General features: G+C 61.9%; 30 protein-coding genes. All 30 read left to right on the top strand.

Features of this window, described 5'->3' with window-relative positions:
• Positions 1–4 precede the first annotated feature (4 nt).
• The 30 genes from WJ35_RS04215 (at position 5) to WJ35_RS04065 (ending at position 20,975) form a co-directional block, all read left to right on the top strand.
• Entirely contained in the window at positions 5–997 is a 993-nt protein-coding gene (locus tag WJ35_RS04215; protein ID WP_069239396.1) for a helix-turn-helix domain-containing protein, read from the top strand.
• Entirely contained in the window at positions 994–1,557 is a 564-nt protein-coding gene (locus WJ35_RS31735) for a DUF1064 domain-containing protein (RefSeq protein WP_069238790.1), read from the top strand. Before WJ35_RS04215 ends, WJ35_RS31735 begins: the two co-directional genes overlap by 4 nt.
• A complete protein-coding gene (locus WJ35_RS04205; RefSeq protein WP_059495995.1) occupies positions 1,557–1,904 on the top strand; it encodes a winged helix-turn-helix domain-containing protein in 348 nt (115 codons plus the stop codon). Before WJ35_RS31735 ends, WJ35_RS04205 begins: the two co-directional genes overlap by 1 nt.
• Positions 1,901–2,257, top strand: a complete 357-nt coding sequence (locus WJ35_RS04200) for a DUF4406 domain-containing protein (RefSeq protein ID WP_069238788.1) — start codon at positions 1,901–1,903, stop codon at positions 2,255–2,257. The genes WJ35_RS04205 and WJ35_RS04200 overlap by 4 nt, the downstream gene beginning before the upstream one ends.
• Positions 2,254–2,508: a hypothetical protein gene (locus tag WJ35_RS04195; RefSeq protein WP_059461701.1), complete on the top strand. Its 255-nt coding sequence runs from the start codon at positions 2,254–2,256 to the stop codon at positions 2,506–2,508. Before WJ35_RS04200 ends, WJ35_RS04195 begins: the two co-directional genes overlap by 4 nt.
• Positions 2,505–2,978 carry a nuclease domain-containing protein gene (locus WJ35_RS04190; RefSeq protein WP_420480898.1) on the top strand — a complete coding sequence of 158 codons (474 nt, stop codon included), beginning with the start codon at positions 2,505–2,507 and terminating at the stop codon, positions 2,976–2,978. The genes WJ35_RS04195 and WJ35_RS04190 overlap by 4 nt, the downstream gene beginning before the upstream one ends.
• Complete coding sequence (locus tag WJ35_RS30995; protein WP_131929091.1) at positions 2,963–3,277, top strand: hypothetical protein; 315 nt, start codon at positions 2,963–2,965, stop codon at positions 3,275–3,277. Before WJ35_RS04190 ends, WJ35_RS30995 begins: the two co-directional genes overlap by 16 nt.
• Entirely contained in the window at positions 3,274–3,519 is a 246-nt protein-coding gene (locus WJ35_RS04180; RefSeq protein WP_034193070.1) for a hypothetical protein, read from the top strand. Before WJ35_RS30995 ends, WJ35_RS04180 begins: the two co-directional genes overlap by 4 nt.
• Positions 3,520–3,573: 54 nt before the next feature.
• Positions 3,574–4,152, top strand: coding sequence for a hypothetical protein (locus WJ35_RS04175; protein ID WP_059461704.1), 579 nt, complete (start codon positions 3,574–3,576; stop codon positions 4,150–4,152).
• A 106-nt stretch (positions 4,153–4,258) separates the two neighbouring features.
• A complete protein-coding gene (locus WJ35_RS04170; protein ID WP_069238787.1) occupies positions 4,259–4,606 on the top strand; it encodes a DUF7681 family protein in 348 nt (115 codons plus the stop codon).
• Positions 4,607–4,624: 18 nt separating this feature from the next.
• The gene (locus WJ35_RS04165; RefSeq protein ID WP_069238786.1) at positions 4,625–4,948 is read left to right on the top strand and encodes an HNH endonuclease; all 324 of its coding nucleotides are present in this window, start codon (positions 4,625–4,627) and stop codon (positions 4,946–4,948) included.
• 113 nt (positions 4,949–5,061) lie between these two features.
• Positions 5,062–5,544, top strand: a complete 483-nt coding sequence (locus tag WJ35_RS04160) for a terminase small subunit (RefSeq protein ID WP_069238785.1) — start codon at positions 5,062–5,064, stop codon at positions 5,542–5,544.
• Between the two features lie 3 nt (positions 5,545–5,547).
• Positions 5,548–7,203, top strand: a complete 1,656-nt coding sequence (locus WJ35_RS04155; RefSeq protein ID WP_059723478.1) for a terminase large subunit — start codon at positions 5,548–5,550, stop codon at positions 7,201–7,203.
• Complete coding sequence (locus WJ35_RS04150; protein ID WP_059568126.1) at positions 7,200–8,558, top strand: phage portal protein; 1,359 nt, start codon at positions 7,200–7,202, stop codon at positions 8,556–8,558. The genes WJ35_RS04155 and WJ35_RS04150 overlap by 4 nt, the downstream gene beginning before the upstream one ends.
• A complete protein-coding gene (locus tag WJ35_RS04145) occupies positions 8,555–9,298 on the top strand; it encodes a head maturation protease, ClpP-related (protein ID WP_230459670.1) in 744 nt (247 codons plus the stop codon). Before WJ35_RS04150 ends, WJ35_RS04145 begins: the two co-directional genes overlap by 4 nt.
• Before the next feature lie 94 nt (positions 9,299–9,392).
• Positions 9,393–10,649 carry a phage major capsid protein gene (locus WJ35_RS04140; RefSeq protein ID WP_059461710.1) on the top strand — a complete coding sequence of 419 codons (1,257 nt, stop codon included), beginning with the start codon at positions 9,393–9,395 and terminating at the stop codon, positions 10,647–10,649.
• A 63-nt stretch (positions 10,650–10,712) separates the two neighbouring features.
• On the top strand, positions 10,713–10,991 hold the full coding sequence (locus tag WJ35_RS04135) for a hypothetical protein (protein WP_034193077.1): 279 nt from the start codon (positions 10,713–10,715) through the stop codon (positions 10,989–10,991).
• 3 nt (positions 10,992–10,994) lie between these two features.
• Positions 10,995–11,669 (top strand): head-tail connector protein, encoded by a 675-nt coding sequence (locus tag WJ35_RS04130; protein WP_069238783.1) that lies wholly within the window; start codon positions 10,995–10,997, stop codon positions 11,667–11,669.
• A complete protein-coding gene (locus WJ35_RS04125; protein ID WP_034193079.1) occupies positions 11,669–11,998 on the top strand; it encodes a phage head closure protein in 330 nt (109 codons plus the stop codon). Before WJ35_RS04130 ends, WJ35_RS04125 begins: the two co-directional genes overlap by 1 nt.
• Positions 11,991–12,392 (top strand): DUF3168 domain-containing protein, encoded by a 402-nt coding sequence (locus WJ35_RS04120; RefSeq protein ID WP_051974404.1) that lies wholly within the window; start codon positions 11,991–11,993, stop codon positions 12,390–12,392. The genes WJ35_RS04125 and WJ35_RS04120 overlap by 8 nt, the downstream gene beginning before the upstream one ends.
• 45 nt (positions 12,393–12,437) lie before the next feature.
• Positions 12,438–13,076 (top strand): phage tail tube protein, encoded by a 639-nt coding sequence (locus WJ35_RS04115; protein ID WP_034193184.1) that lies wholly within the window; start codon positions 12,438–12,440, stop codon positions 13,074–13,076.
• Positions 13,077–13,115: 39 nt separating this feature from the next.
• Positions 13,116–13,538, top strand: a complete 423-nt coding sequence (locus WJ35_RS04110) for a hypothetical protein (RefSeq protein WP_034193080.1) — start codon at positions 13,116–13,118, stop codon at positions 13,536–13,538.
• Between the two features lie 44 nt (positions 13,539–13,582).
• Complete coding sequence (locus tag WJ35_RS04105; RefSeq protein WP_034193081.1) at positions 13,583–13,831, top strand: phage tail assembly protein T; 249 nt, start codon at positions 13,583–13,585, stop codon at positions 13,829–13,831.
• A complete protein-coding gene (locus WJ35_RS04100) occupies positions 13,824–14,264 on the top strand; it encodes an HK97-gp10 family putative phage morphogenesis protein (RefSeq protein WP_080484224.1) in 441 nt (146 codons plus the stop codon). The genes WJ35_RS04105 and WJ35_RS04100 overlap by 8 nt, the downstream gene beginning before the upstream one ends.
• Positions 14,257–17,100, top strand: a complete 2,844-nt coding sequence (locus WJ35_RS04095; protein ID WP_155121855.1) for a phage tail tape measure protein — start codon at positions 14,257–14,259, stop codon at positions 17,098–17,100. The genes WJ35_RS04100 and WJ35_RS04095 overlap by 8 nt, the downstream gene beginning before the upstream one ends.
• Positions 17,101–17,442: a phage tail protein gene (locus WJ35_RS04090; protein WP_069238781.1), complete on the top strand. Its 342-nt coding sequence runs from the start codon at positions 17,101–17,103 to the stop codon at positions 17,440–17,442.
• Positions 17,439–18,929: a tail fiber domain-containing protein gene (locus tag WJ35_RS29505; protein WP_080484223.1), complete on the top strand. Its 1,491-nt coding sequence runs from the start codon at positions 17,439–17,441 to the stop codon at positions 18,927–18,929. Before WJ35_RS04090 ends, WJ35_RS29505 begins: the two co-directional genes overlap by 4 nt.
• Positions 18,926–19,606 (top strand): phage minor tail protein L, encoded by a 681-nt coding sequence (locus WJ35_RS04075; protein ID WP_059694698.1) that lies wholly within the window; start codon positions 18,926–18,928, stop codon positions 19,604–19,606. The genes WJ35_RS29505 and WJ35_RS04075 overlap by 4 nt, the downstream gene beginning before the upstream one ends.
• 46 nt (positions 19,607–19,652) lie before the next feature.
• Entirely contained in the window at positions 19,653–20,396 is a 744-nt protein-coding gene (locus WJ35_RS04070) for a C40 family peptidase (RefSeq protein ID WP_059694696.1), read from the top strand.
• Positions 20,397–20,399: 3 nt separating this feature from the next.
• Entirely contained in the window at positions 20,400–20,975 is a 576-nt protein-coding gene (locus tag WJ35_RS04065) for a tail assembly protein (RefSeq protein ID WP_069238779.1), read from the top strand.
• The last annotated feature ends 1 nt before the right edge of the window (position 20,976 follow it).

Raw genomic sequence — 20,976 nt, 5'->3', positions numbered from 1 at the left:
GGTGATGAACGCCGTATTCGAGCGCTACCCAGATGGCGGCGGCGAAATGATTCTCGCGCTTGCGCTCGCCGATCACGCGCATGACGACGGCTCGCATATCTATCCCAGCGTGGAGACGCTCGCCAAGAAGACGCGCCAGTCGCCACGGGCTGTTCAGTACCAACTCCGGCGCATGCAGCAGACCGGCTGGCTCATTCTTGTCGGTCAGGCAAAGGGGGGCCGCGGCAACTGCCGCGAGTATCGGATCAGCCAAGAATGGATAAACGGCGCAGAACTTGCACCCATTTCGGCGGGTTCAAAGGGCGCAAAAACTGCACCGAATGGAAAGGGTGCAAACGACGACATAAAGGGCGCAACTGACGACGTAAAGGGTGCAAAACACAGCGCTAAAGGGTGCAAAGCTTTTGCACCCGAATCATCAGGAACCACCAAAGAACCGTCAGAGAACCATCAACCCGCGCGGCGTGCGCCGCGAGTTGCGTTGCATGCCGAACTTCTGAACCTCGAACTTCCCGACTGGCTCCCGTTCGAGGCATGGGACGCATGGTGCGAGCACCGCGAGGCGAAGACGACCGGCAAGAGCGGAATCCCTTGGACGCGTCCGGCGGCCCGCGTGTCGCTGAAGAAGCTCGAGCAGATCCACGGTCGGGGCATGAGCGTTGTCGACGCGATCGACGAGTCTGTGCTGCGCGGCTGGACGGGGATCTGGGAGGCGAAGGCTGCCGACGCTGCGAGCGCGGCTGGCGGTGCCGCTGACGGATGGTGGGGAACCGAGGCTGGCTGGCGCGACCAGGGCAAACGGCTGGGCATCGATGTAGCGCGGTTCCAGTACTTCGAGCAGTTCAAGGCGAAGGTCTGCAAGACGCTCGGCCCTGGGCCGTGGATGGAGCATCTGCTCGCCGCGGTCAGCCGCGAGAGCGAAGAGCGCGGCGAGCACCTGTACGCGTACCTCAACGATATTCCGCGCGACCAGATCGCGCAGCGTGAGGCTGCATGACGAAGCGGACACCCTGGCCGTTGGTCGTCCCGGCCGGAACGAAGACGGTCGGCACTGCGCGCGTGCGCGATGACGCGCGGCCGACGATGACCACAGCGCAGCGACGGATCTATGAGGCCACGGGTAACCACCCGCAGGTCGACAGCAGTTTCGATGAGATCGCCGACAGGCTCGACCCATTCGCGCCGGTGCCGCTTTCGATGGCGAAGCCGAAGCGCACGCCGAAATACCGCAACACGAGGTGCGAGCACAACGGCATCAAATTCGACAGCGAGAAGGAGCGCTCGCGCTGGTTCCACCTGATCCAGCTGCAGGCGGCCGGCGTCATTCGCAACTTGCAGCTGCAGGTCCCGTTTGTTCTCACCGATCGCAAGCAGCGCGACGACGGCACGTGGGAGCGGGTATCCAAGTATGTCGCCGACTTCGTCTATTTCGACGTCGCGACGGGCAAGCAGGTCGTCGAGGACGTGAAGTCCGTGGCGACGCGGAAGAACCGTACGTACATCCAGAAGCGCAAGCAGATGCTGGAGAAATACGACATCACGATCAAGGAGGTTTGATGGCTGAAGGAAAGATGGGCTTCACGTCGCGCCGCATCTGCGAATGTCTTCGCGACAATCCGGGGATCTCCATGGCGGCGATCGCGAACAAGCTCGATGCGAACATCGAGACGATCAAGAAGCCGGTGAGAAGGCTCGTCGAGCTGGGATACGTCAAGCAGGGCGCCCGGCGGAAGGATGGCTTCACCTATCGCCTTACCGGCAAGCCCTTTCCGTCATCTGCCGACTGGAAGGTAACGCCGGCTTATGCGGCGACGCTTCAACGTCGGGCGGCATTCGACGATGCATTCAGCGTCGTGATTCCTGCGATGCGAGCAATGGTCGACGTCGGCAGGGTTGCGGCATGAGGCTCTATCTCGCCGGCCCGATGAGCGGGTATCCGGAGCTGAACTTTCCAGCATTCAATGCCGAGGCATCCCGCCTGCGCGGCCTGGGCTTCCAAATCGTGAATCCGGCTGAGATCAATGCGAATTCGGGTGCCGACTGGCTCTCATGCATGCGAGCTGACATCAAGCAACTGGTCGACTGCGACGGTATCGCGCTGCTGCCGGGCTGGGAGCGATCCCGTGGAGCGAACATCGAGCACGTGGTGGCGCGCGGTCTCGGCCTGCGTGTGTACCAGGCGCATCACCTGGTCGGCCTCGCGGGCGAATTTCCAGTGTTGAGCTCGGACGCGATCGAGCGGATGGAGGCGGCATGAACTGCAAACCGGGTGATCTGGCTATCGTGACCCGCGGCGCGCGCACGGCGATCGAGAAGAAAGTGCTCGGCCGCATCGTGCGCGTTACGACCGCGGACGAGCAGGCGGTCTGGACGATAGAGGAGCCAATCTGGCTTTGGCATGCGGGCCGCTCGTACAAGATCACGGGTATTTGCGACGAGTGCTTGACGCCGCTGCGCGGCGAGCCGGAGATCGAGCACGAGCAACGGCGCGACGAGGTGACAGCTTGAAGCGATCTGCACCGCTGCAGCGCAAGACGCCGCTGAAGTCGACCGGCTTCAAGCGCAAGCCGGGTTCGCCGTTCAGTAGCCTGGCGTCTCGCGCGACGCTCGAGCACCGGACCGCGATCAAAAGCCGGATCAAGAAACCTACTGTCGCCGAAGGTGCGAAGTATCTTGCGGCCTGCCGCGGCGAACCGTGCTATCTCCGCGTGCCGGGCGTCTGCCGGCTCAATCCGCTCGACGAGACGGTGGTCCCGTGCCATTCGAATCAAGGGCGCCACGGCAAGGCTGGCAACTTAAAGGCGAAAAACGAATTCACGGTTCCGGGCTGCGTGCGGTGCCACGCATGGATCGATCAGAACCGCGTCGGCACGCCGAGGCAGGTCAAGTTCGATGTGTGGGATCTGGCATTTGAAGAATGGGTGCAGGTGCGCGCCCGGAAGATGGGAATTGAGGAGGAAGCGTGCGACTTGTCGTGAAGATGGCTCTACCGGCCGTGCGCCACTGGCGCCACTACCGCGCGAATTGGGCGACGTTTGAATGCCGTGCGGTTCGCTTGCGCGGCCCGGTTCGTCAGGGGATTCCATCGAAGCCAGTGCCGGCGTGGATCTACGCAGATGTGATCGTGCCGGACAAGTACCGCGATCAGGCGGCGCCGCACGCGTGGAATCCGGACGGCACATATCCGGTTGAGGTGCCGGTGAACTGGAATGCAAAGACCCTCGCGCCGTTTCTCGCGAGCGGCGACCTTGAATGGAATGTGGAGGAAAACGCGTGACCGCATTTGCATACATCGACATCGCCGACGTGCCGACTCATCTGCGTGAAACGAGCGCGCAACGCATCGACAGCCTAACGGGCGCGACACTCATCGCGTTCGAAGGCTGCCCGCTCATCGGCCAGAGTGAGCCGGAAAAGCCGCAGCAGATCGAGTTTCCATTCCCGCGACTGCAGGCGATCAGATGGCAGTTGGTCGAGTGGCTGTCGTATTACGGGATCAACTTCACGGTCGTGTTCTGACGTCCCGCAGGCAAAAACGAAATATCGAAATTGATGAAAACACAAGGAGCCAGCATGCAAGCGGTCAAACACGAAGGCATATTCAAGAGCCCGCAAGAGGCCATCGTTTTCGCATGCAACTACAGTGACCAGCAATACGCGTTGTCGCCGATGGCGAAGATCCTGCAACGCGGTGCGTACGGAAGCGGGCGCGGGCTGATCGGCCTCGACGGCGCCGGCCAGGCGGGCATGGTGTTCGCCGAACTGCACCGACTCGACTACTGGCAGTTCGTCGCGCTTGTGTCGAGCAAGATCAAGCGAAGCGAGCAATGCAATTGTGGGTTCGCATGCTGCCGCGGCTGGAAGATCACGAAGCAATTTGACGAGGCGGTTAGCCAACTTGCAGATCACGTCGGCGAGGCATTGACGCCTGTTCCGCCCGTGAAGGAGTTTCGGCGCGCGGTCATCATGAAGTACTTCGGCGAGAAGGAGAACGTCAACATCGTTGCAGAGAACCTTGGGATTCCGCCGCGCACGGCCGAACGTCACGCGGCAGCGATCCGGCGTTACATCAAGGATCTCGAGAGGAACGGACTGACGAAGCTGAGCGAGCGTCTCGACGAAATTGGCATGCTCATCTCGGAAACTGCTTGACTGGCGGAAATCCCCGCCATATAGTCCGTTTTCATATACCGTACCGATGGTGCGAACACGAAGCCCGCAAGCGAAAGCAAGCGGGCTTTTTGCGTTTGGAGTTCAGATGGACAACCAGCACAAGCACATCAAGGGCTATCGCGATCTATCGGCCGCCGAGATCGACCTGATGAACCGAATCAAGGCGAAGGGCGCCGAGCTGATCTCGTTGCAATTCGAGCTGAAAAATCTGCTCGATACGCAATGGGCGACGAAGCGCAGCGACGCGCAGCGCTCACTCGATCGGCCGGAGGGACTCGGCGTCGACATCTCGCAGGGGGCGACCGACGAGTGCCGTGAGTTTCAGCGCTTCGAGGCAGCTGAGCCGCACCGCTGGGTCGCGATCGCCAAGACCGACATTCAGACCGGAATCATGGCGTTGGTGCGTGCTGTCGCTCAGCCTGCAGGTGTTTGAGCCGCAAGCATTGAAGCAATGGGTCGAAAGCTGACGACGCTCAAGCCGCGCGTGCAGGTACTGACAGCCACGCGCGTGCCGATGCTCGAAGCGAAGGCCGGCACGACGCCGCGCATTCGCGGTAGTCGATGGGTCAAGACGCGGCAGCGCATCGCTGTCGCGCAGGAGTTCAAGTGTCGGCGCTGCGGCTGCGTGTGGTTGCCGTGGCGAGATCAGGTCGATCACGACGTGCCGCTCGAGCAAGGCGGCAGCAACGACGACGGCAACCTGCAGCTGCTCTGCGATGACTGTCACAAGGCGAAGACGGCTGAGGAGGCGCGCAGCCGTACGGCGCGCCTGTGAATGCGATTTATTCGCATTTGCGGCGGGGGGTGTCGAAAGTCTGGCGTTGCACATCGCGGGACACCGCCCGACCTCCCACGCGGAGAAAAAATCGCCCCTGGAGGATTTTGTTAATGGCTTTAACAGCGAAAAAGCGGAAGTTCGCCGATGCTGTTTTAGCCGGCAAGTCCAATAAGGACGCGGCTATCGCGGCAGGCTACAGCGCTAAGACGGCGTCGGCGGCCGGGTCGCGCCTTGTTAAAGACAAGGACGTCGCGGCGTACCTCGCGGAGCGCAAAAAGAAGCCCGCGCCGAAGCGGAAGTCGGCACCGCCGGCGGGAGACGACCCGGTCACGCAAGCGGCGGTCGCCGCCGGGTTCGATCTGGCCGCGATCCTCACTTACAAGGATCCGAAAGACTTCCTGCTCGCGGCGATGAACGATCAGCTCACCGAGCCGAAGCTGCGCATCGACGCGGCAAAGTCCCTCATGCCGTTCATGCACCAGAAGCTCGGCGAGGGCGGCAAGAAGGATGCGCAAGCGGAGGCCGCGAAAAAGGCGGCCAGCAAATTCGGCGCACTGACGCCCCCGAAGCTCGTCGTCAACAACAGGAAGTGATGCATGGAATGGTCAACCGCATGTCCGGACTGGGCCGAACGGCTCAAGTCGGGGAGGTCGATCATTCCCCCGCCGATCTTCCCGGAGCAGGCCGAGCAGGCGCTCGCTGTATTCAAGGAGCTGAAGATCGTCGACGCGCCGGGTAGCCCGACGTTCGGAGAATCGTCGGCGGAGTGGGTGTTTGATCTGGTCGCATCGATCTTCGGTGCCTATGACGCGGAGAGCGGCCGGCGCCTGATTACTGAGTGGTTCGTCTGCATCCCAAAGAAGAACAGCAAGTCGACGCTTGCCGCGGGGATCATGATGACGGCCATGATCCTGAATTGGCGCATGTCGGCGGAGTACGCAATCCTCGCCCCGACGATCGAGGTCGCGAACAACAGCTTCGCGCCGAGCCGGGACATGGTGAAGCATGAGGAGGAGCTCGACGATCTCTTCCAGGTGCAGACGCACATCAAGACGATCACGCACCGAACGACTGGCGCGACGTTGAAGGTGGTGGCGGCCGATTCGAACACGGTCGGCGGGAAGAAGAGCGTCGGTACGCTGGTTGATGAGGTGTGGTTGTTCGGCAAGCAGGCGAATGCCGAGAACATGCTGCGCGAAGCGATCGGCGGCCTGGCATCGCGTCCGGAAGGGTTCGTGATCTACCTCACGACGCAATCGGATGATCCGCCGGCCGGCGTGTTCCTGCAGAAGCTGCGTTATGCGCGCGACGTGCGCGACGGGAAGATTCACGATCCGTGCTTCGTGCCGGTGATCTTCGAGCATCCGCCGGACATGGTCGAGCGGAAGGAGCACCTGCTCTCCGAAAACCTTGGGATGGTCAATCCGAACCTCGGCTACTCGGTCGACCAAGCGTTTCTGGAGCGCGAATTCCGCAAGGCGAAGGAGGGCGGCGAAGAGTCGTTCCGCGGCTTCCTCGCGAAGCACGCCAACGTCGAAATCGGGCTCGCGCTCCGGTCGGACCGGTGGGCTGGCGCCGATTACTGGGAGAGGCAAGGCGTCCAGCGGCTCTCGCTCGAGGATCTGATTGCACGGTCCGAGGTGATCGACGTCGGCATCGACGGCGGCGGCCTCGACGACTTGCTCGGTCTGGCCGTGGCCGGGCGCGAGACCGGTACAGGAAACTGGCTCCTCTGGACGCACGCGTGGGCGCATCCATCGGTGCTCGAGCGACGCAAGGCCGAGGCCGCGCGCTTCGAGGACTTTTCGAAGGATGGCGACCTGACGCTCGTCGAGGTGATCGGCGACGACGTCGACGAACTGGCCGGGTACGTCGCGCAGTGCGAGCGATCAGGTCTGCTCGACAGAGTCGGCGTAGACCCTGCGGGGATTGGCGCGATCCTTGACGCACTCGTCGATGCCGATGTGCCTGAGGATAAGGTGCTCGCGATCTCGCAGGGCTGGAAACTCACTGGCGCGATCAAGACGACCGAGCGGAAGCTCGCCGAAGGCGGCCTGCTTCACGGCGGTCAGCGTCTTATGAACTGGTGCGTCGGCAACGCGCGCGTCGAGCCGCGCGGCAACGCGATCCTGATCACCAAGCAGGCCAGCGGCACCGCGAAGATCGATCCGCTGATGGCGACCTTCAACGCGGTATCCCTGATCAGCCTGAATCCGCAGTCGGCACCGAAACCTGGAATTGTGATCCTATGAGCGAAGCGGTATTCAAGGCAGCGCAGGCGAAGGCCCGGACGCCGGGTTCGTCGGTGCTCAATGCCTGGCGCGCGCAGCATGGGCCCGAGGCGACGGGGCGCATCAACAACATCAACGAGACGCGGCAGAGCCTGACCGTTCAGGAGCTGGCGAACATCATCGGCGGCGGTGCGATCAGCAACGCCGGCCCGGTCGTGAACGAGACGACCGCGATGAAGGTGTCGGCGGTCTACGCGTGCGTCGCGTTGATCGCGGGCGCGATCTCGACTCTGCCGATGCCGGTCTATCAGCGCACCGCGACGGGCCGGGAGCGCGTCGAGCATCCGTATTGGTGGCTCCTGAATGAGCAGCCCGACGCGGACGTTTCCGCAGCAGTGTTCTGGGAGTACATGGTCGCGGCTCGGCTGTTCTACGGCGACTGTTTCGCCGAGATCGTGCGGCCGTCGTTTCGCAGCAACCTGGTGACGGGATTTAAGGCGCACCACCCGCTGCGCGTTTTCCCGTTCCGCGACAGTCAAGGCGATCTGTATTACCGCGTGCAGCCACTTGTCGGCGCCGAGTACATCCTGCATCCGGCTGACATCATCCATATCCCGAGCCTCGGCTACGACGGGATTCGCAGCCCGAGCCCGATCACGTATGCAGCTCGCCAGTCTGTCGGGACGTCGCTCGCGGCGGCTGAGTACAGCGCGCGATTTTTCTCGAATGGAGCCCGCCCGGACTTCGCGCTGACGACCGACGGCAACATGACAGAGGAGCAAGCGAAGCTTCTCCGCGCGACATGGGGCGAGCGCCATAGCGGCGTCGCAAACTCGCACCTTCCGGCGATCCTCACCGGCGGATTGAAGGTTCAGGAACTGACCATGTCGCCGGTTGACGCGCAAATCCTCGACACCTGCAAATGGGGCCTCGAGGAGATCTGCCGGGTGCTCGGTGTTCCGCCGTTCATGGTCGGATCGACCGAGAAAACGACGTCGTGGGGAAGTGGCCTCGAAAACATGGGGCGCGGCTTCGTGAAATTCACGCTTTTGCGCGATTTGCGCAAGTTTGAGCAGGAATTCAACCGGAAATTGTGGCCGACTCGGCAAAAATTCTTCGTCGAATTCGACGTTTCAGGCATGGAGCGAGGCGATCTCAAGAGTGAGAACGAAGCGCTCCGAATCGCGCTCGGCCGCGCTGGCGAACCCGGCTGGATGACTCAAAACGAGGTCCGCCACATCAAGCTTCTGCCTCCCGTGGAGGGCGGCAACACGATCAACAGCGGGGTCGCCCAAACGGCGAACGTGGCTGAACCCGCACCGGCGACCGAGACGGCGCCGAAGCCGGGCGGTCAACCTGACGAAGGAGCATCATGAGCAAGCTGATTCAACTGTTGGCGAAGAATCGTCGGCAGGGACGCCCGCGCGCGTTCGCGGTGCAGGGCGATGACGTGACCATCTATATCTATGACGCCATCGTGCCCGATGACGATACGGCGGAATGGTGGGGTGGCGTCTCGGCGCAGTCGCTCGTTCCGCAGATCCGCGCGATCAACGGCGGCACGATCCATTTGCGGATCAACTCGCCGGGCGGTGACGTGTTCGCGGCGCAGGCGATCTGTGCGGCAATCCGCGACACCGGCGCCAAGGTGATCGCGCACATCGACGGTTACGCCGCGAGCGCGGCAACCATCATCGCATCGGCCGCCGACGAGGTCGAGATGTCGGACGGCGCGATGTACATGATTCACTGCGGATGGACGATCGCCATCGGCAACTCGGCCGATATGACGGCCGTGGCGGCGCTGCTGGACAAGACGGACGGCGTCATCGCCAGTCAGTATGCGAAGCGCTCGGGCAAGAGCGCTGACGACATGAAGACGCTGATGCAAGCCGAAACGTGGTTCACGGCCGAAGAGGCCGTCGAAATCGGCCTGGCCGATCGAATTGCCGAAAGCGCCGAGAAGGTTCAGGCGTCCTGGGATCTGAGCGCGTACGCGAACGCGCCGAAGCCGGAAGCACGGCAGCAGCCCGAGAGCATCGACGCAATCACCGCCGAGCATCGACATCGTCAGCAACAGCGCCTCCGCATGCTGAACTGCATCAACCATCAGTGACGCGCCTCGCGCAACTGAGATCAGCCGCCCTCGGGCGGTTTTTTTTCGTCCCTACGACCTGCGCGAGCGGTCAACCCTGAACGGAGAGAGTCACATGAAGCTGCAACAGCTGCGCGAGTTGCGCAACCAGAAGGCGAAGGAAGCGAACGAGCTGAACAACAAGTACCCGGCCGACCAGCGCATGCCGGCGGCCGACGCCGAGCGCATGGATGCGATCCTGGCCGAAATCGAGGCGATCGACACCGACATCGCGCGCGAGAATCGCCGCGTGCAGCTCGCAGCTGATGACCCCGCTGCACAGCACGCTGCAGCGCTGAACGCAGCGACGCGCACGCCGGGCGCGCATGGCGATGAATCGCGCGCACTGCGTGCCTTCATGGCGGGCGGCATCTCCAACATGGCCGATGAAGACCGCGCACGCATGCTTGCGCGCCAGACGCCGGACATCCGGAACGCCATGTCGACCACGACGAGCACTGAGGGCGGCTTCACGGTTGCGACCGAGTACCAGCGCTCGCTGGAAATCGCGATGAGGGCGTACGGCGGCATGCGGACCGTTGCGCACGCGATCCGTACTGCGACCGGCGCGACGATGAACTTCCCGACAACCGATCCGACGAGCGAGGAAGGCGAAATCGTCGGCCAGAACGTCCCGGTGAGCGGCCTGGACACCGCGTTCAATAACCTGCAGCTGGCGGTGTTCAAGTACAGCTCGAAGAAGATCGCGCTGCCGTTCGAACTGGTGCAGGACAGCTTCATCGACATCGAGGCGTACATCCAGAGCCTGCTCGCGATGCGCCTCGGCCGCGTCCAGAACCGCCACTTCACGATCGGCGACGGCGTCACGCAACCGAACGGCATCGTCACGGCAGTTGGCACCGGCAAGATCGGCGCGACCGGACAGACGCTGAACATCGTGTACGACGACTTCGTCGATCTCGAGCATTCGGTCGATCCGGCCTATCGCAACATGCCAGGCGTCGGTTACATGATGCACGACTCGTCGGTCAAGGTCGTCCGCAAGATCAAGGACGCGCAGGGGCGACCGATCTTCGTGCCGGGCTACGAAGCGGATGCCATGGTCAACGGTGGCGCGCCGGATCGCCTGATGGGTCGTCCGATCACCATCAACCAGCACATGCCGGTGATGGCCGCGAACGCGAAATCGATCCTCTTCGGCCAGATGTCGAAGTACGTGATCCGCGACGTGATGGACCTCACGATCTTCCGCATGACCGACTCGGCCTTCACGCTGAACGGTCAGATCGGCTTCGTCGGCTTCCTCCGGACCGGCGGCAACCTGATCGACGCCGGCGGCGCCGTCAAGGCATACGCCAACTCGGCGACGTAAGCGTTGCTGCTCAGAGCGCGGCGGACTTCGGTTCGCCGCTTCTTCTTCCTCCCGGAGTAAATCATGGCAAAGACGCAAACCGCGCGTGCGCGCGCGCTTTCGGACAACGAGAGCCTCGGCTTCAAATGCGAGCAGCTTGTCGAGGGCCCGGAGAAGGTCATCCAGGCACTCACGGACGCCGGCGCGGTCGACAACCATCCCGACGCGGTCGAATACGCCACGAAGCAGGGCGCAAAAGTGGTCGCTCTCGCCGATCCGGATGCGGCGGCGGAACTCGCGGCATCGGTGATCGAGAACAAGCAGGCCGAAGCGGACGGCGCGGCCCAGGATCCGGCGGCGTAAGGCATGGGGATCAGGCTCACACAGGCGCCCGCGGAGGAGCCGGTCACGCTGGAGGAGGCGAAGCTGCACCTCCGCGTGATCGACTCGTCCGAAGATACGCTGATCTCGCTGCTTATCAGCGCTGCGCGCGTGCACGCGGAGAATGTCTGCCGGCGCGTGTTCGTCACGCAGAAGTGGGATTTGTTCCTCGACGCGTTTCCGTTCTACACGTACTACGGAGTGATCCCCGGATACGTGCCGGTCGACCAGCTGCCGGCTGCATGGATGACGATGCGGAACTACGCGGTCCGCTTTCGCGGCAGCAAGATCGACATCCCGTTCCCGCGGCTGCAGTCGGTCGATGCGGTGAAGTACATCGATGCGTTCGGCAACCAGCAGACGATGGACCCATCGCTGTACGTCGTCGACAACATCAGCGAGCCGGGTGTCCTGACTCCGGCGACCGCGACGTATTGGCCCGACACGCTCAACACGACGAACGCGGTGCAGATCAGCTTCACGGCCGGCTACGGCGACGCATCGGCTGTCCCCGCGGGGATCAAGTCGTGGATCCTGATCCGCCTCGCGACCCTGTACGAGAACCGCGAGGAGGTCGCGATTCTCAATCGTGGCCAGGTGCATGACCTGCCGTATGTCGATCAGATTCTCGATCCGTACCGTATCTGGGGGTACGCCTGATGCGTTCGGGGGATTTCAACCGGCGCATCACGATCCAGGTCAAGCAGGCCGGTCAGGACGACCTGGGGCAGCCGTTGACGAGCTGGGTCGACGTGGCGGCCGGCGTACCTGCGTACCTGCTCGCCTCGACCGGCAGGGAATACGTCAACTCAGGCGAGGAAATCAGCAAGGCGCAGGTGAGCATGCGGATTCGCTGGCGTACCGACGTCACCGCGGCGATGCGCGTGCTGTACGACGGCGGCATCTTCAACATCGAGGCTGTGCTTCCGGATTACGCCGGACGGCGATATGTCGACCTGGCGTGCAGCGTAGGGGCGAACCATGGGTGATCCATCGGGCGCAATCGTAGCGAATCCGCTGTCGGCCGAGCTGATCGTCGTCGGCGCACTGAAGTCTCTCGTCGCGAATGGCGATGGGACGCACCGCTGCTTTCCGGATGTCGCGCCAGAAGGAACGGCGCGACCGTACATCACGTACATGGCGGCCGGCGGTCAGTCGGCGAACTACCTCGACGACACCGTCGCGCTGCAGAACTCGCGGATGCAGCTGAATGTGTGGGCTGACGATCGCGCCGGCGCAAGTCGGCTCATGCAGGCTGTGATTGCAGCGCTCACCGGCCCACCGATTAACGCCACGAGCATCGGCGCGCCAGCAAGCGTGTATGAGGCAGATACGAAGCTGCGCGGATCGCGCCTCGATTTCTCGATCTGGTTCACCCCGTAATTCCCGGCCCGCGTAAGCGGGCATTTTCTTTTGAGAGGTATGGACATGGGATCCACCGCAGTTTCGGCGCAGGGCTCGAAGATTGAAATCCAAGGTTCGGGCGTCAGTACGCCGAAGAACATCTCCGGTCTGGCGCTCGGGTTTCCGACGATCATCTCGTCGTCGGCACACGGCTTCCAGAACGGCGACATCGTCACGTTCGCCGGCCTGCTCGGCAACACGACCCTGAACGGCGTCACGGCGACTGTGAAGAACGTCACGGCCGGGACGTATGCTGTCGACGTCGATACGACGGGGGGCACCGCCTATACCAGCGGCGGCACGGCGACGCCTAATACCTGGGTCAAGGTCAAGAACGCAAAGGCGTTCAAGGGCTTCGATGGCAAGCCGGCGAAGATCGACGTGACCAACCTCGACAGCGCGATGAAGGAATCGCGCCCCGGTCTGGTGGACGGGGGTCAATTCAGCGTCGATGTCGACATCGATGTGACCGACCCCGGTCAACAGGCGTTGCGCGCCAATTTCCTCACCGGCGCAATCACGAACTTCCGCTTGACGCTACCGAATGGCAAGACGCGTACGTTTCCGGCGTACGTCGAATCGTTCCCGTGGGACGGCGGCGTCGACAAGGTCGTGACGTCGACCGCCAACCTCATCATCACCGGCCTCTGGACCGACGCGTAACGCGCGGTTGCGGCTCACTATCAGGAATTGATCTACACCATGACGACTTTCTCGAAAGACAACAAGGCGACGATCCTCGCTGCACCGCACCTCAAGACCGACCGCGTTGATGTGCCTGAATGGGGCGACGGCGTGACGGTCATCGTCGCAGAAATGACCGGCGCGGCACGCGACGCCTTCTACGCCGCGCGCGACGGCGCCGACAAGAACGCGATCAGCGAATCGCAGGCTCAGCTGCTGATGGCGACTGTCGTTGACGATGCCGGTCAGCCGGTGCTCGACGATGGCGATATTGCCGCGCTGCGCGCGCAGGGCAGCGCCGTGCTCGACCGAATCGCGGACGCCGCGATGAAGATCAACGGCATGACCGCGACGGCAGTGGAGGATGCGGCAAAAAACTCCGCAGCCGCCCCGAGCGGCGATTCTGGTTCCGCCTCGCCGGCCATCTCGGCTGCACAGTAGGCGAGCTGCAGCAGCGCATCACGAGCGCGGAATTCGTCGAATGGATGGCGTTTTTCGACATGGAGCCATGGGGCAGCCATATCGACGACCTCCGCGCCGGCACGATCGCGTCGATGGTCGCGAACGTCAACCGCGACACGGAAAAGCGGCCGGATCCGTTTGAGCCGCTTCACTTCATCACGTGGAACGATCGGCGCGCATCGGAGAAGGAGCCCGAGCCGATCCTGCTCGACGATCCCGAGGCGCAATCGCAGCTGATTCTCATGAGCATGTCCCCGGCGAAGCATGGCTGACAGTCTTTCAATCGAAAACCCGGAAGGCCTGACTGCAGCAATCGACGCTCTTTCGCAGGTTGCGAGTGAGTCGGTTTTGCGGCAGGCGACCGTCGCCGGCGCGCGGGTGATCTTCGACGAGGTGAAGCTGCGCACGCCGATCGGCATCGCAACGTGGGAGAGCCGAAACGGGAGGCAGAAGCGCTATCCGGGTTTCCTCCGCGACAACATCCTGATCGCATACGACAAGGAGCGATCGGCCGACGGGCTTCGTGCCACGTACCTAGTGACGTGGAGTAAGGATGCCTTCTATGGGAGGTTCGTCGAGTACGGCACGTCGAAGATGGCCGCGAATCCTTTCTTGCGCCCTGGATATGACGCCTCGAAGGACGCCGCGGCGGAGAAGTTCGGCGAAGTGATTGACGAGAAGGTCAAGGAGTTGACGAGTGGCTAACGAAACCGTTGTCCGGTTGACCGGCGATGCGTCCGGATACGTCTCCGAGATGGAGCGTGCGCGCAAGAGCGCCGCCGATTTCATGACGAGCCAGGACACGCTTCGTCAGCGCATGACCAATACGGTCACGGCGATCGAGAATTCTCGAAAGGCCATCAAGGAGCAGGGCGACGAGGCGCTGTTGGCGTTCAACAAGTCAGCACGTTCGGCCGAAAACTGGCTGAACGCGCTCCAGAAGCAGGCCGATCAGGCCGGAAAGACGCGCGCCGAACTGATGGAGCTGCGCGCGGCCGAGCTGGGCGTATCGGATGCTGCACAGCCGTTCATCGACAAGATCAAGTCAGCCGAGGCGGCCATGAACGGCGGCGGCCATGCTGCGCACGGTTTCAACCTTGCGACAGCCGGCGCCCGGCGCGAGCTTCTCGTTCTGGCGCACGAGGCATCGCAGGGCAACTGGAAGAATTTCGGCGGCTCCCTCATGGTGCTTGGTGAGCGGACGGATGCGATGTCGATGCTGATGACCAAGAGCGTGCTCTCGGTCGGCGCGTTCATCGCCGTTATCGCGTCCGCAGCGGCCACCGTCTACCACGCACGCGAAGTCCTCGCCGATTATGGTGAGCAGATCGAGACCCTGCACCAGAAGACGGGCGTCTCGACCGACAGCATCCAGCAATGGGCCTTCGCAACGAAGTCTGTCGGCGTCGATACGAAGGAGGCGACAAAGTCTCTGGCTGGCCTTGGCGAGGCACAAAACAAGGCGATCAACGGGAACAAGGATTCCGCAAAGGCGTTCGCTGCGATCGGAATCTCGCTTGCGGACCTCAAGAAGAATAGCCCGGACGAGCTGCTCCCGAAGATTGCCGACGCGTTCCACCAGTCGGCGGACGGGGCAGCGAAGGCCGCCGTCGCGAACGAGTTGTTCGGTGCATCCGGCGAAAGCCTGATTCCGTTGCTCGATCGCGGGCGGGCTGGCCTTGATGCGCTTCGCGCCGCTGCCGCTGAATCCGGTGCAGTGATCGGTGGCGAGACGATCGCCAAGATGGCTGCCCTCAAGGAGCAGATGGATCTGTCGAAGGCGAAGATGGACGCCTTGACGCTGAGCGCGAAGGCCCAGCTCCTGCCGACGATCATCAACCTCACCAATGCGCTGAGCGGCAACGTCGCGATGAAGCCCTTGATGATGGACTTTTACAACGCGGTAGGCGTCGTGATGAAGGCCACGGCCTCCGCGATCGCTACCGTCGTGGTCGGTTTCGAGCAGGTATCCGAGGTCATCGCGACCACTGCGATGGTGACGTATTACGCGTCGTCGGGTCAGTTCAAGATGGCCTACGACTCGGCGAAGGTCGGGTATGAAAACCTCAAGAAGCAGGGCGAAGGCTATTCGCAATTCATGCGTAAGTTATGGTCGGACACGACCGCGCCCGATGCGCATTTGCCGGGGCAAACGGGTACCAACCAGATCAATTTCGCGAAGGGTGAGAACGGCGCGCATCCGAAGGCGTATCACGACGACGCTGCGACGAAGTTCCTGCAGCAACTGCGAGATCAGGCCGCAGAACTGCAGTCGCAGTTGGCCACGACCGACAAGTTGACGAACGCCGAAAAGGAGCTCGCCAAGTTCAACCAGCAGATCAGCGACTGGAAGGGCAAGACGCTCACTGAGGATCAGAAAAGCCTGATCGGGCATCAGGTCGAGATTCGCATTCAGTTGCAGAAGAACATCGAACTCGAAAAAGAGGTCAAGCACCGCGAGGATGTGGCGAAGCTCCAGGAGCGTTCCGCGCAGCTGGCTCAATCCATTGCGGCATTCCAGAAAGGCCAATCTGAGCAGTATTCGCGCGAGCTGGGCGCGATCGGGATGGGTGCGGACGCCCTGAAGAACGTCCAGGCCATCAAGTCCATTTACAAGGAATATCAGCGCCTGCAGGAGCAGCTTGATAAGGCGACGCCGAAGGAGCTGATCGGCGGCCCGGATTACCAAAAGGCGGCCGGCGAGATTCAGGCCGGGCTGCAGCGGTCCCTGCAGGACTACGACGAGTACTACGCCGCGCTGAAGCTGAAACAGGCGAACTGGATCAACGGCGCGTCGACCGCGCTTGCGAACTATATGGACGAGTCGCAAAACAAGATGAAGCAGACCGAACAGCTGTTCAATACCGTAACGAGCGGGATGGAGTCTGCCTGGGTCAACTTCACGCAGACCGGGAAGCTCAGCTTCACGTCGCTGGTGAACTCAGTAATTGCGGACCTCGCGCGCATGTCGGCAAAGGCGGCGATCAGTGGGCTTCTCGGAAACTTCGCGTCGATCGGTGGCTCTCTGATCGGCGGCTTCTTCGGGGCGAATGCCGGTGTTGCCGCACCCGTCTCGAGCGCGTTGCCGGGTGACTCACTCGACAACATGATCAACCTGACGAACGGATTCGGCACCGGCCATGCGGACGGCGGATACATCACCGGGCCTGGCAGTGGCACTAGCGACAGCATCATTGCTCGACTGTCGAATGGCGAATTCGTGGTGAACGCAGCTGCGACGTCGAAGTACCGCGGCTTGCTCGAGGCGATCAACGGCAAGCAGCCGGTTGCGGCCGCGCCGCGATTCGCGACGGGTGGCTACGTCGGTTCCTCGACGCCGGTTTCGGGTAGCTCCGGCAACGGCATGACGGTCATCGTCGATGCCCCGGTCACTGTAACGGGCGGCAATGGCACGTCCGCCGCCGAACAGCAAAACAGCGCCGAGCTGTCCAAGAAGATCAAGCAGGCCGTTCAGGCATTGTTGCAGAACGAGCGTAGGCAGGGCGGCGTGCTGTGGAAGCTACAGAACGGATTGAATTAAATGCCGGCCACCTTTATTTGGATTCCCACCGTCGCGCAGTATGCCGGAACGACAAAGCTGCGCGTGCGCAAGTCGCAATTCGGCGACGGGTACGAACAGACGGTGCCGGATGGAATCAACAATCGTGTGCTGTCGTACGCGGTGCAGTTCGTCGGCGGCGCCGACACGATCTCGGAGATTGTCGCCTTCCTCGATGCGCACGTCGGCGTCGGGTTCTATTGGACTCCTCCGCTGCGGCAGCAGTCGCTTTTCAAGTGCGACACATACGCCGACTCCATCCCGGATAACGGCACGTATGCCGTGACGGCGACGTTCACGCAGACATTCGACCTCGGATCATGACAGCACTTCAAAAAATTAATCAGGGCACGGCGCCGGCCGGCTCAGACGGCGATACCGTGCGCTCGGCATTCTCGAAGGTAAATTCGAACGTCGACGTGCTTAATACGCAAGCGGCGCTCACGTCGTCTGCGGTGATCACCGCACCGCAGGCGCTAACGAGCGCGTACGTCGGAAAGCGTGTGAATATCAACCTGACGAGCGCTGGCACGATCAACATGCCGGCAGCCTCGACATGCGCCGCTGATCAGGTGACGCTTCTGCGCAATATCGGCACGACCGTCGTGACGCTGGCGATCACAACAGGGTCCGGCGATACTGTCGCGCTATCGAAGCTGAATCCGGGTGAGATGGCTCTGATGGACACCGACGGCGTTCACGCATGGAACGTGCTAATGCGTGGTCGGACGAACAGCGACAATGAAGTTGTCAACGGTAGCTGCACGGTCGGTGGAGCGCTGTCGGTTGCCGGTAACGAAACCGTCGGCGGAACGTTGGTAGTTGTTGGGGCTATAACTGCGTCCGGCGGATTTTCTGCGCGTCCAACGTTCGCGGGGGCAACTCCATGGGACTCCGCGAATCTGAATCCGGTTTCCATAACCGGATCTCAGACAGTGACGGGGGCAAAGACATTCTCGAACACGTTTACGCTGTCGCAAGCAGCAACCGTTAGCCCGTCTCTCGTGCTAAATGCGAACGGCTATGCTCCGTCTCTTAGAAGTATTACGAGCACCTTCTCGACTGATTTTGTGAACAGTGCAGGAACCGCAGTCAATTTTTCTGTTTTCGATTCTGGAGCATCGTCTGCACGAGTGGCATTCTCGGTCGGTGATGCCAGCAACGTCGACAAGGTAACAGTCAAGAATTTTGGCATCAGCCAAGGCAATGGAGTTGTTTTTCTTCCAAGCTCGAGCGCCAATACTCCGCTGTTGTTCGGAACCTATGGTGGAGGCGTATCGGGTTCTGTCTCCGTTAGTGGTGCAACGACTGCGTTCAATACGAGTTCCGACTATCGCCTTAAGCAGAATTACAGGGCGATCGAGAATGCTCGGGCGTCTATTCGAAAGATTCGCTTTTACACTGGTGAATTCAGGGCTACTCCGGGCGAACAGCATGACTATGTAATCGCGCATGAGTTGCAGGAGATTATCCCGACCGCGGTGACAGGCGAGAAGGATGCGATGGGAGATTGGCACCCGGTATATCGCCAAGGATTCAATCCGACTACGCAGACGCTCATCGATGTGCAGGTTGGTGAAGGAGAAGATGGAGAGCCGATCTTCGAAAAACAGGTGGTAGCCGTGCCGACTCCTGTCGAGCCTGGTGACGTCATCGACGTGGTGCAAGAAATTGCTCCGCAGGCAGTCGACTACTCGAAGTTGGTTCCACGCATTGGCGCAGCCGTACAGGAGATCGATACGGATGTCGAAGACATTAAGGGGAAGTTCGCCGCTCTGCTATTGCGTGTTGAAGCCTTGGAGGGCAAGTGACGATTGCATCCGACATCCAGAAACTCGTGCCCGGTGCACTGATAGAGCTATTCGAGGTGGATTGCACTGCAATCGGTGGCGATATGCTGCGCTTTCACGGGCATCTGCAATCGACCTCGATCTGGTGGCAGGGAAACGAGTACAAGCCGTGGCCGATTCAGGCAAGCGGATTCGAGCACACGTCTAGCGCGCAGCAGCCGTCGCCGACGCTTTCTGTCGGAAACGTCGGCGGCACGATCTCGGCGCTATGCGTCTTCCTTGGCGACATGGTCGGCGCGAAGGTGCGGCGCCGGCGCACGCTGACGAAATATCTGGATTCGGTGAATTTCCCGTCCGGCAACCCGACTGCAGATCCGACGCAAGAGATGGCGCCTGAGCTTTGGTACATCGAGCAGAAGACCGGCGAGACGAACGCGCAGGTCGATTTTATGCTCTCGTCGGCGCTCGACTTTGGCGGCCAGCAAGTGCCGGCTCGGCAGATCGCGTCCGGCTGCCAGTGGCGGTATCGGGACGCAAATTGCGGCTACACCGGCACGGCGTATTTCGATGCCAAGGACCAGCCCGTGAGCGATCCAGCGCTCGACCGATGCAGTAAGAAGATGAGCGGCTGCCAGTGTCGCTTCGGCGTCAACAACCCGCTTCCGTTCGGGGGCTTCCTCTCCGACACGCTGTCCTGACCTTTCCTCAACCTGCATCCACATACCCGCCTCGGCGGGTTTTTTTATGGACGAACGAATCAAGGCTGCGATCGCTGCGCACGCACTCGCTGAATACCCGCGCGAGTGCGTCGGCTTCATCGTCCAGACTGACGCCGGCGAAGTCTATTTGCCATGCATCAACCGCGCACCGAAGCCGGAAGACGACATGGCGGTGTCTGGCGAGGACTACGCGCGCGCCGAAGATATGGGCGAGATCGCAGCGTTCGTTCATTCGCATCCAGGCATGCCGGCGCGCCCGAGCGGCGCTGACAGGGCGATGTGTGAGCAGAGCGGTATCGCGCGCTGGATCATCGTTTCGCTCGGTGTGCAGGCCGATGGCTTGATCGCCGTCGACGACTGGTGCGAATTCGGGCCGTCCGGTTTCATCGCGCCGCTCATCGGGCGCCAGTTTGTGCATGGCGTGCACGACTGCTACGCGATTGTGCGCGATTACTACCGGCTCGAGCGCGGCGTTGATCTCCCTGATTTCGAGCGAAGCGACGAGTGGTGGGATGACGGTCATTCGTCGCTATATCTCGACAACTACCGCGCCGCAGGGTTCGAAGACGTGGGGCACGATGCGCCGCTCGAAGTCGGCGACGTGCTGCTGATGCAGATCCGCAGCCGCAACGGCGTGCCCAACCATGCCGGCGTCTATCTCGGCGACAGCCAATTCATCCACCACATGCACGGGCGCCTGTCTGGCCGCACGGTGTGGGGCGGCATATGGGCGCAAAGCCTGCACACGGTGTTGCGCTACAAGGGGTAATCAATGAGCGACACGCTTCGTACCGTACGCCTCTATGGCGTGGCGGGGACCAAGTTCGGCCGCGTGCATCGCATCGCCGTCTCGTCGACTCGCGAAGCCATGCGTGCGCTGTGTGTGACGGTTCCCGGATTCGAGAAATTCATGATGGGCGCCAAGGACAACGGCCTGACATTCGCCGTGTTTCATGGCCGCCGGAACGTCTCGGAAGACGAGCTCGAGCATCCGGTCGGGAGCGATGAAATTCGCGTTGCGCCGATCCTGATCGGCAGCAAGAACGGCGGCCTGTTCCAGACCATCATCGGGGCCGCGCTGATCGTGGTTGGTGCATTCACGAGCGCATATGGAGGATCGACGCTGATCGGCCTTGGCGCTTCGATGATGCTCGGCGGCGTCATGCAGATGCTGAGTCCGCAGACGAGCGGGCTCGCCGGCGCTGGCCCGAACAACGGAACGTCGTACTACTTCAATGGGCCGGTCAACAGTGCGGCGCAGGGCGAGCCGGTGCCTTTGGTGTACGGCCGCATGGTGGTCGGCTCGAAGGTAATCAGCTCTGGAATTTTTGCACAGGACAAGAACTGAT

The organism is Burkholderia ubonensis (assembly GCF_001718695.1).
GTDB lineage: Bacteria > Pseudomonadota > Gammaproteobacteria > Burkholderiales > Burkholderiaceae > Burkholderia > Burkholderia ubonensis_B.
This window is presented reverse-complemented; position numbering and strand designations above follow the sequence as displayed.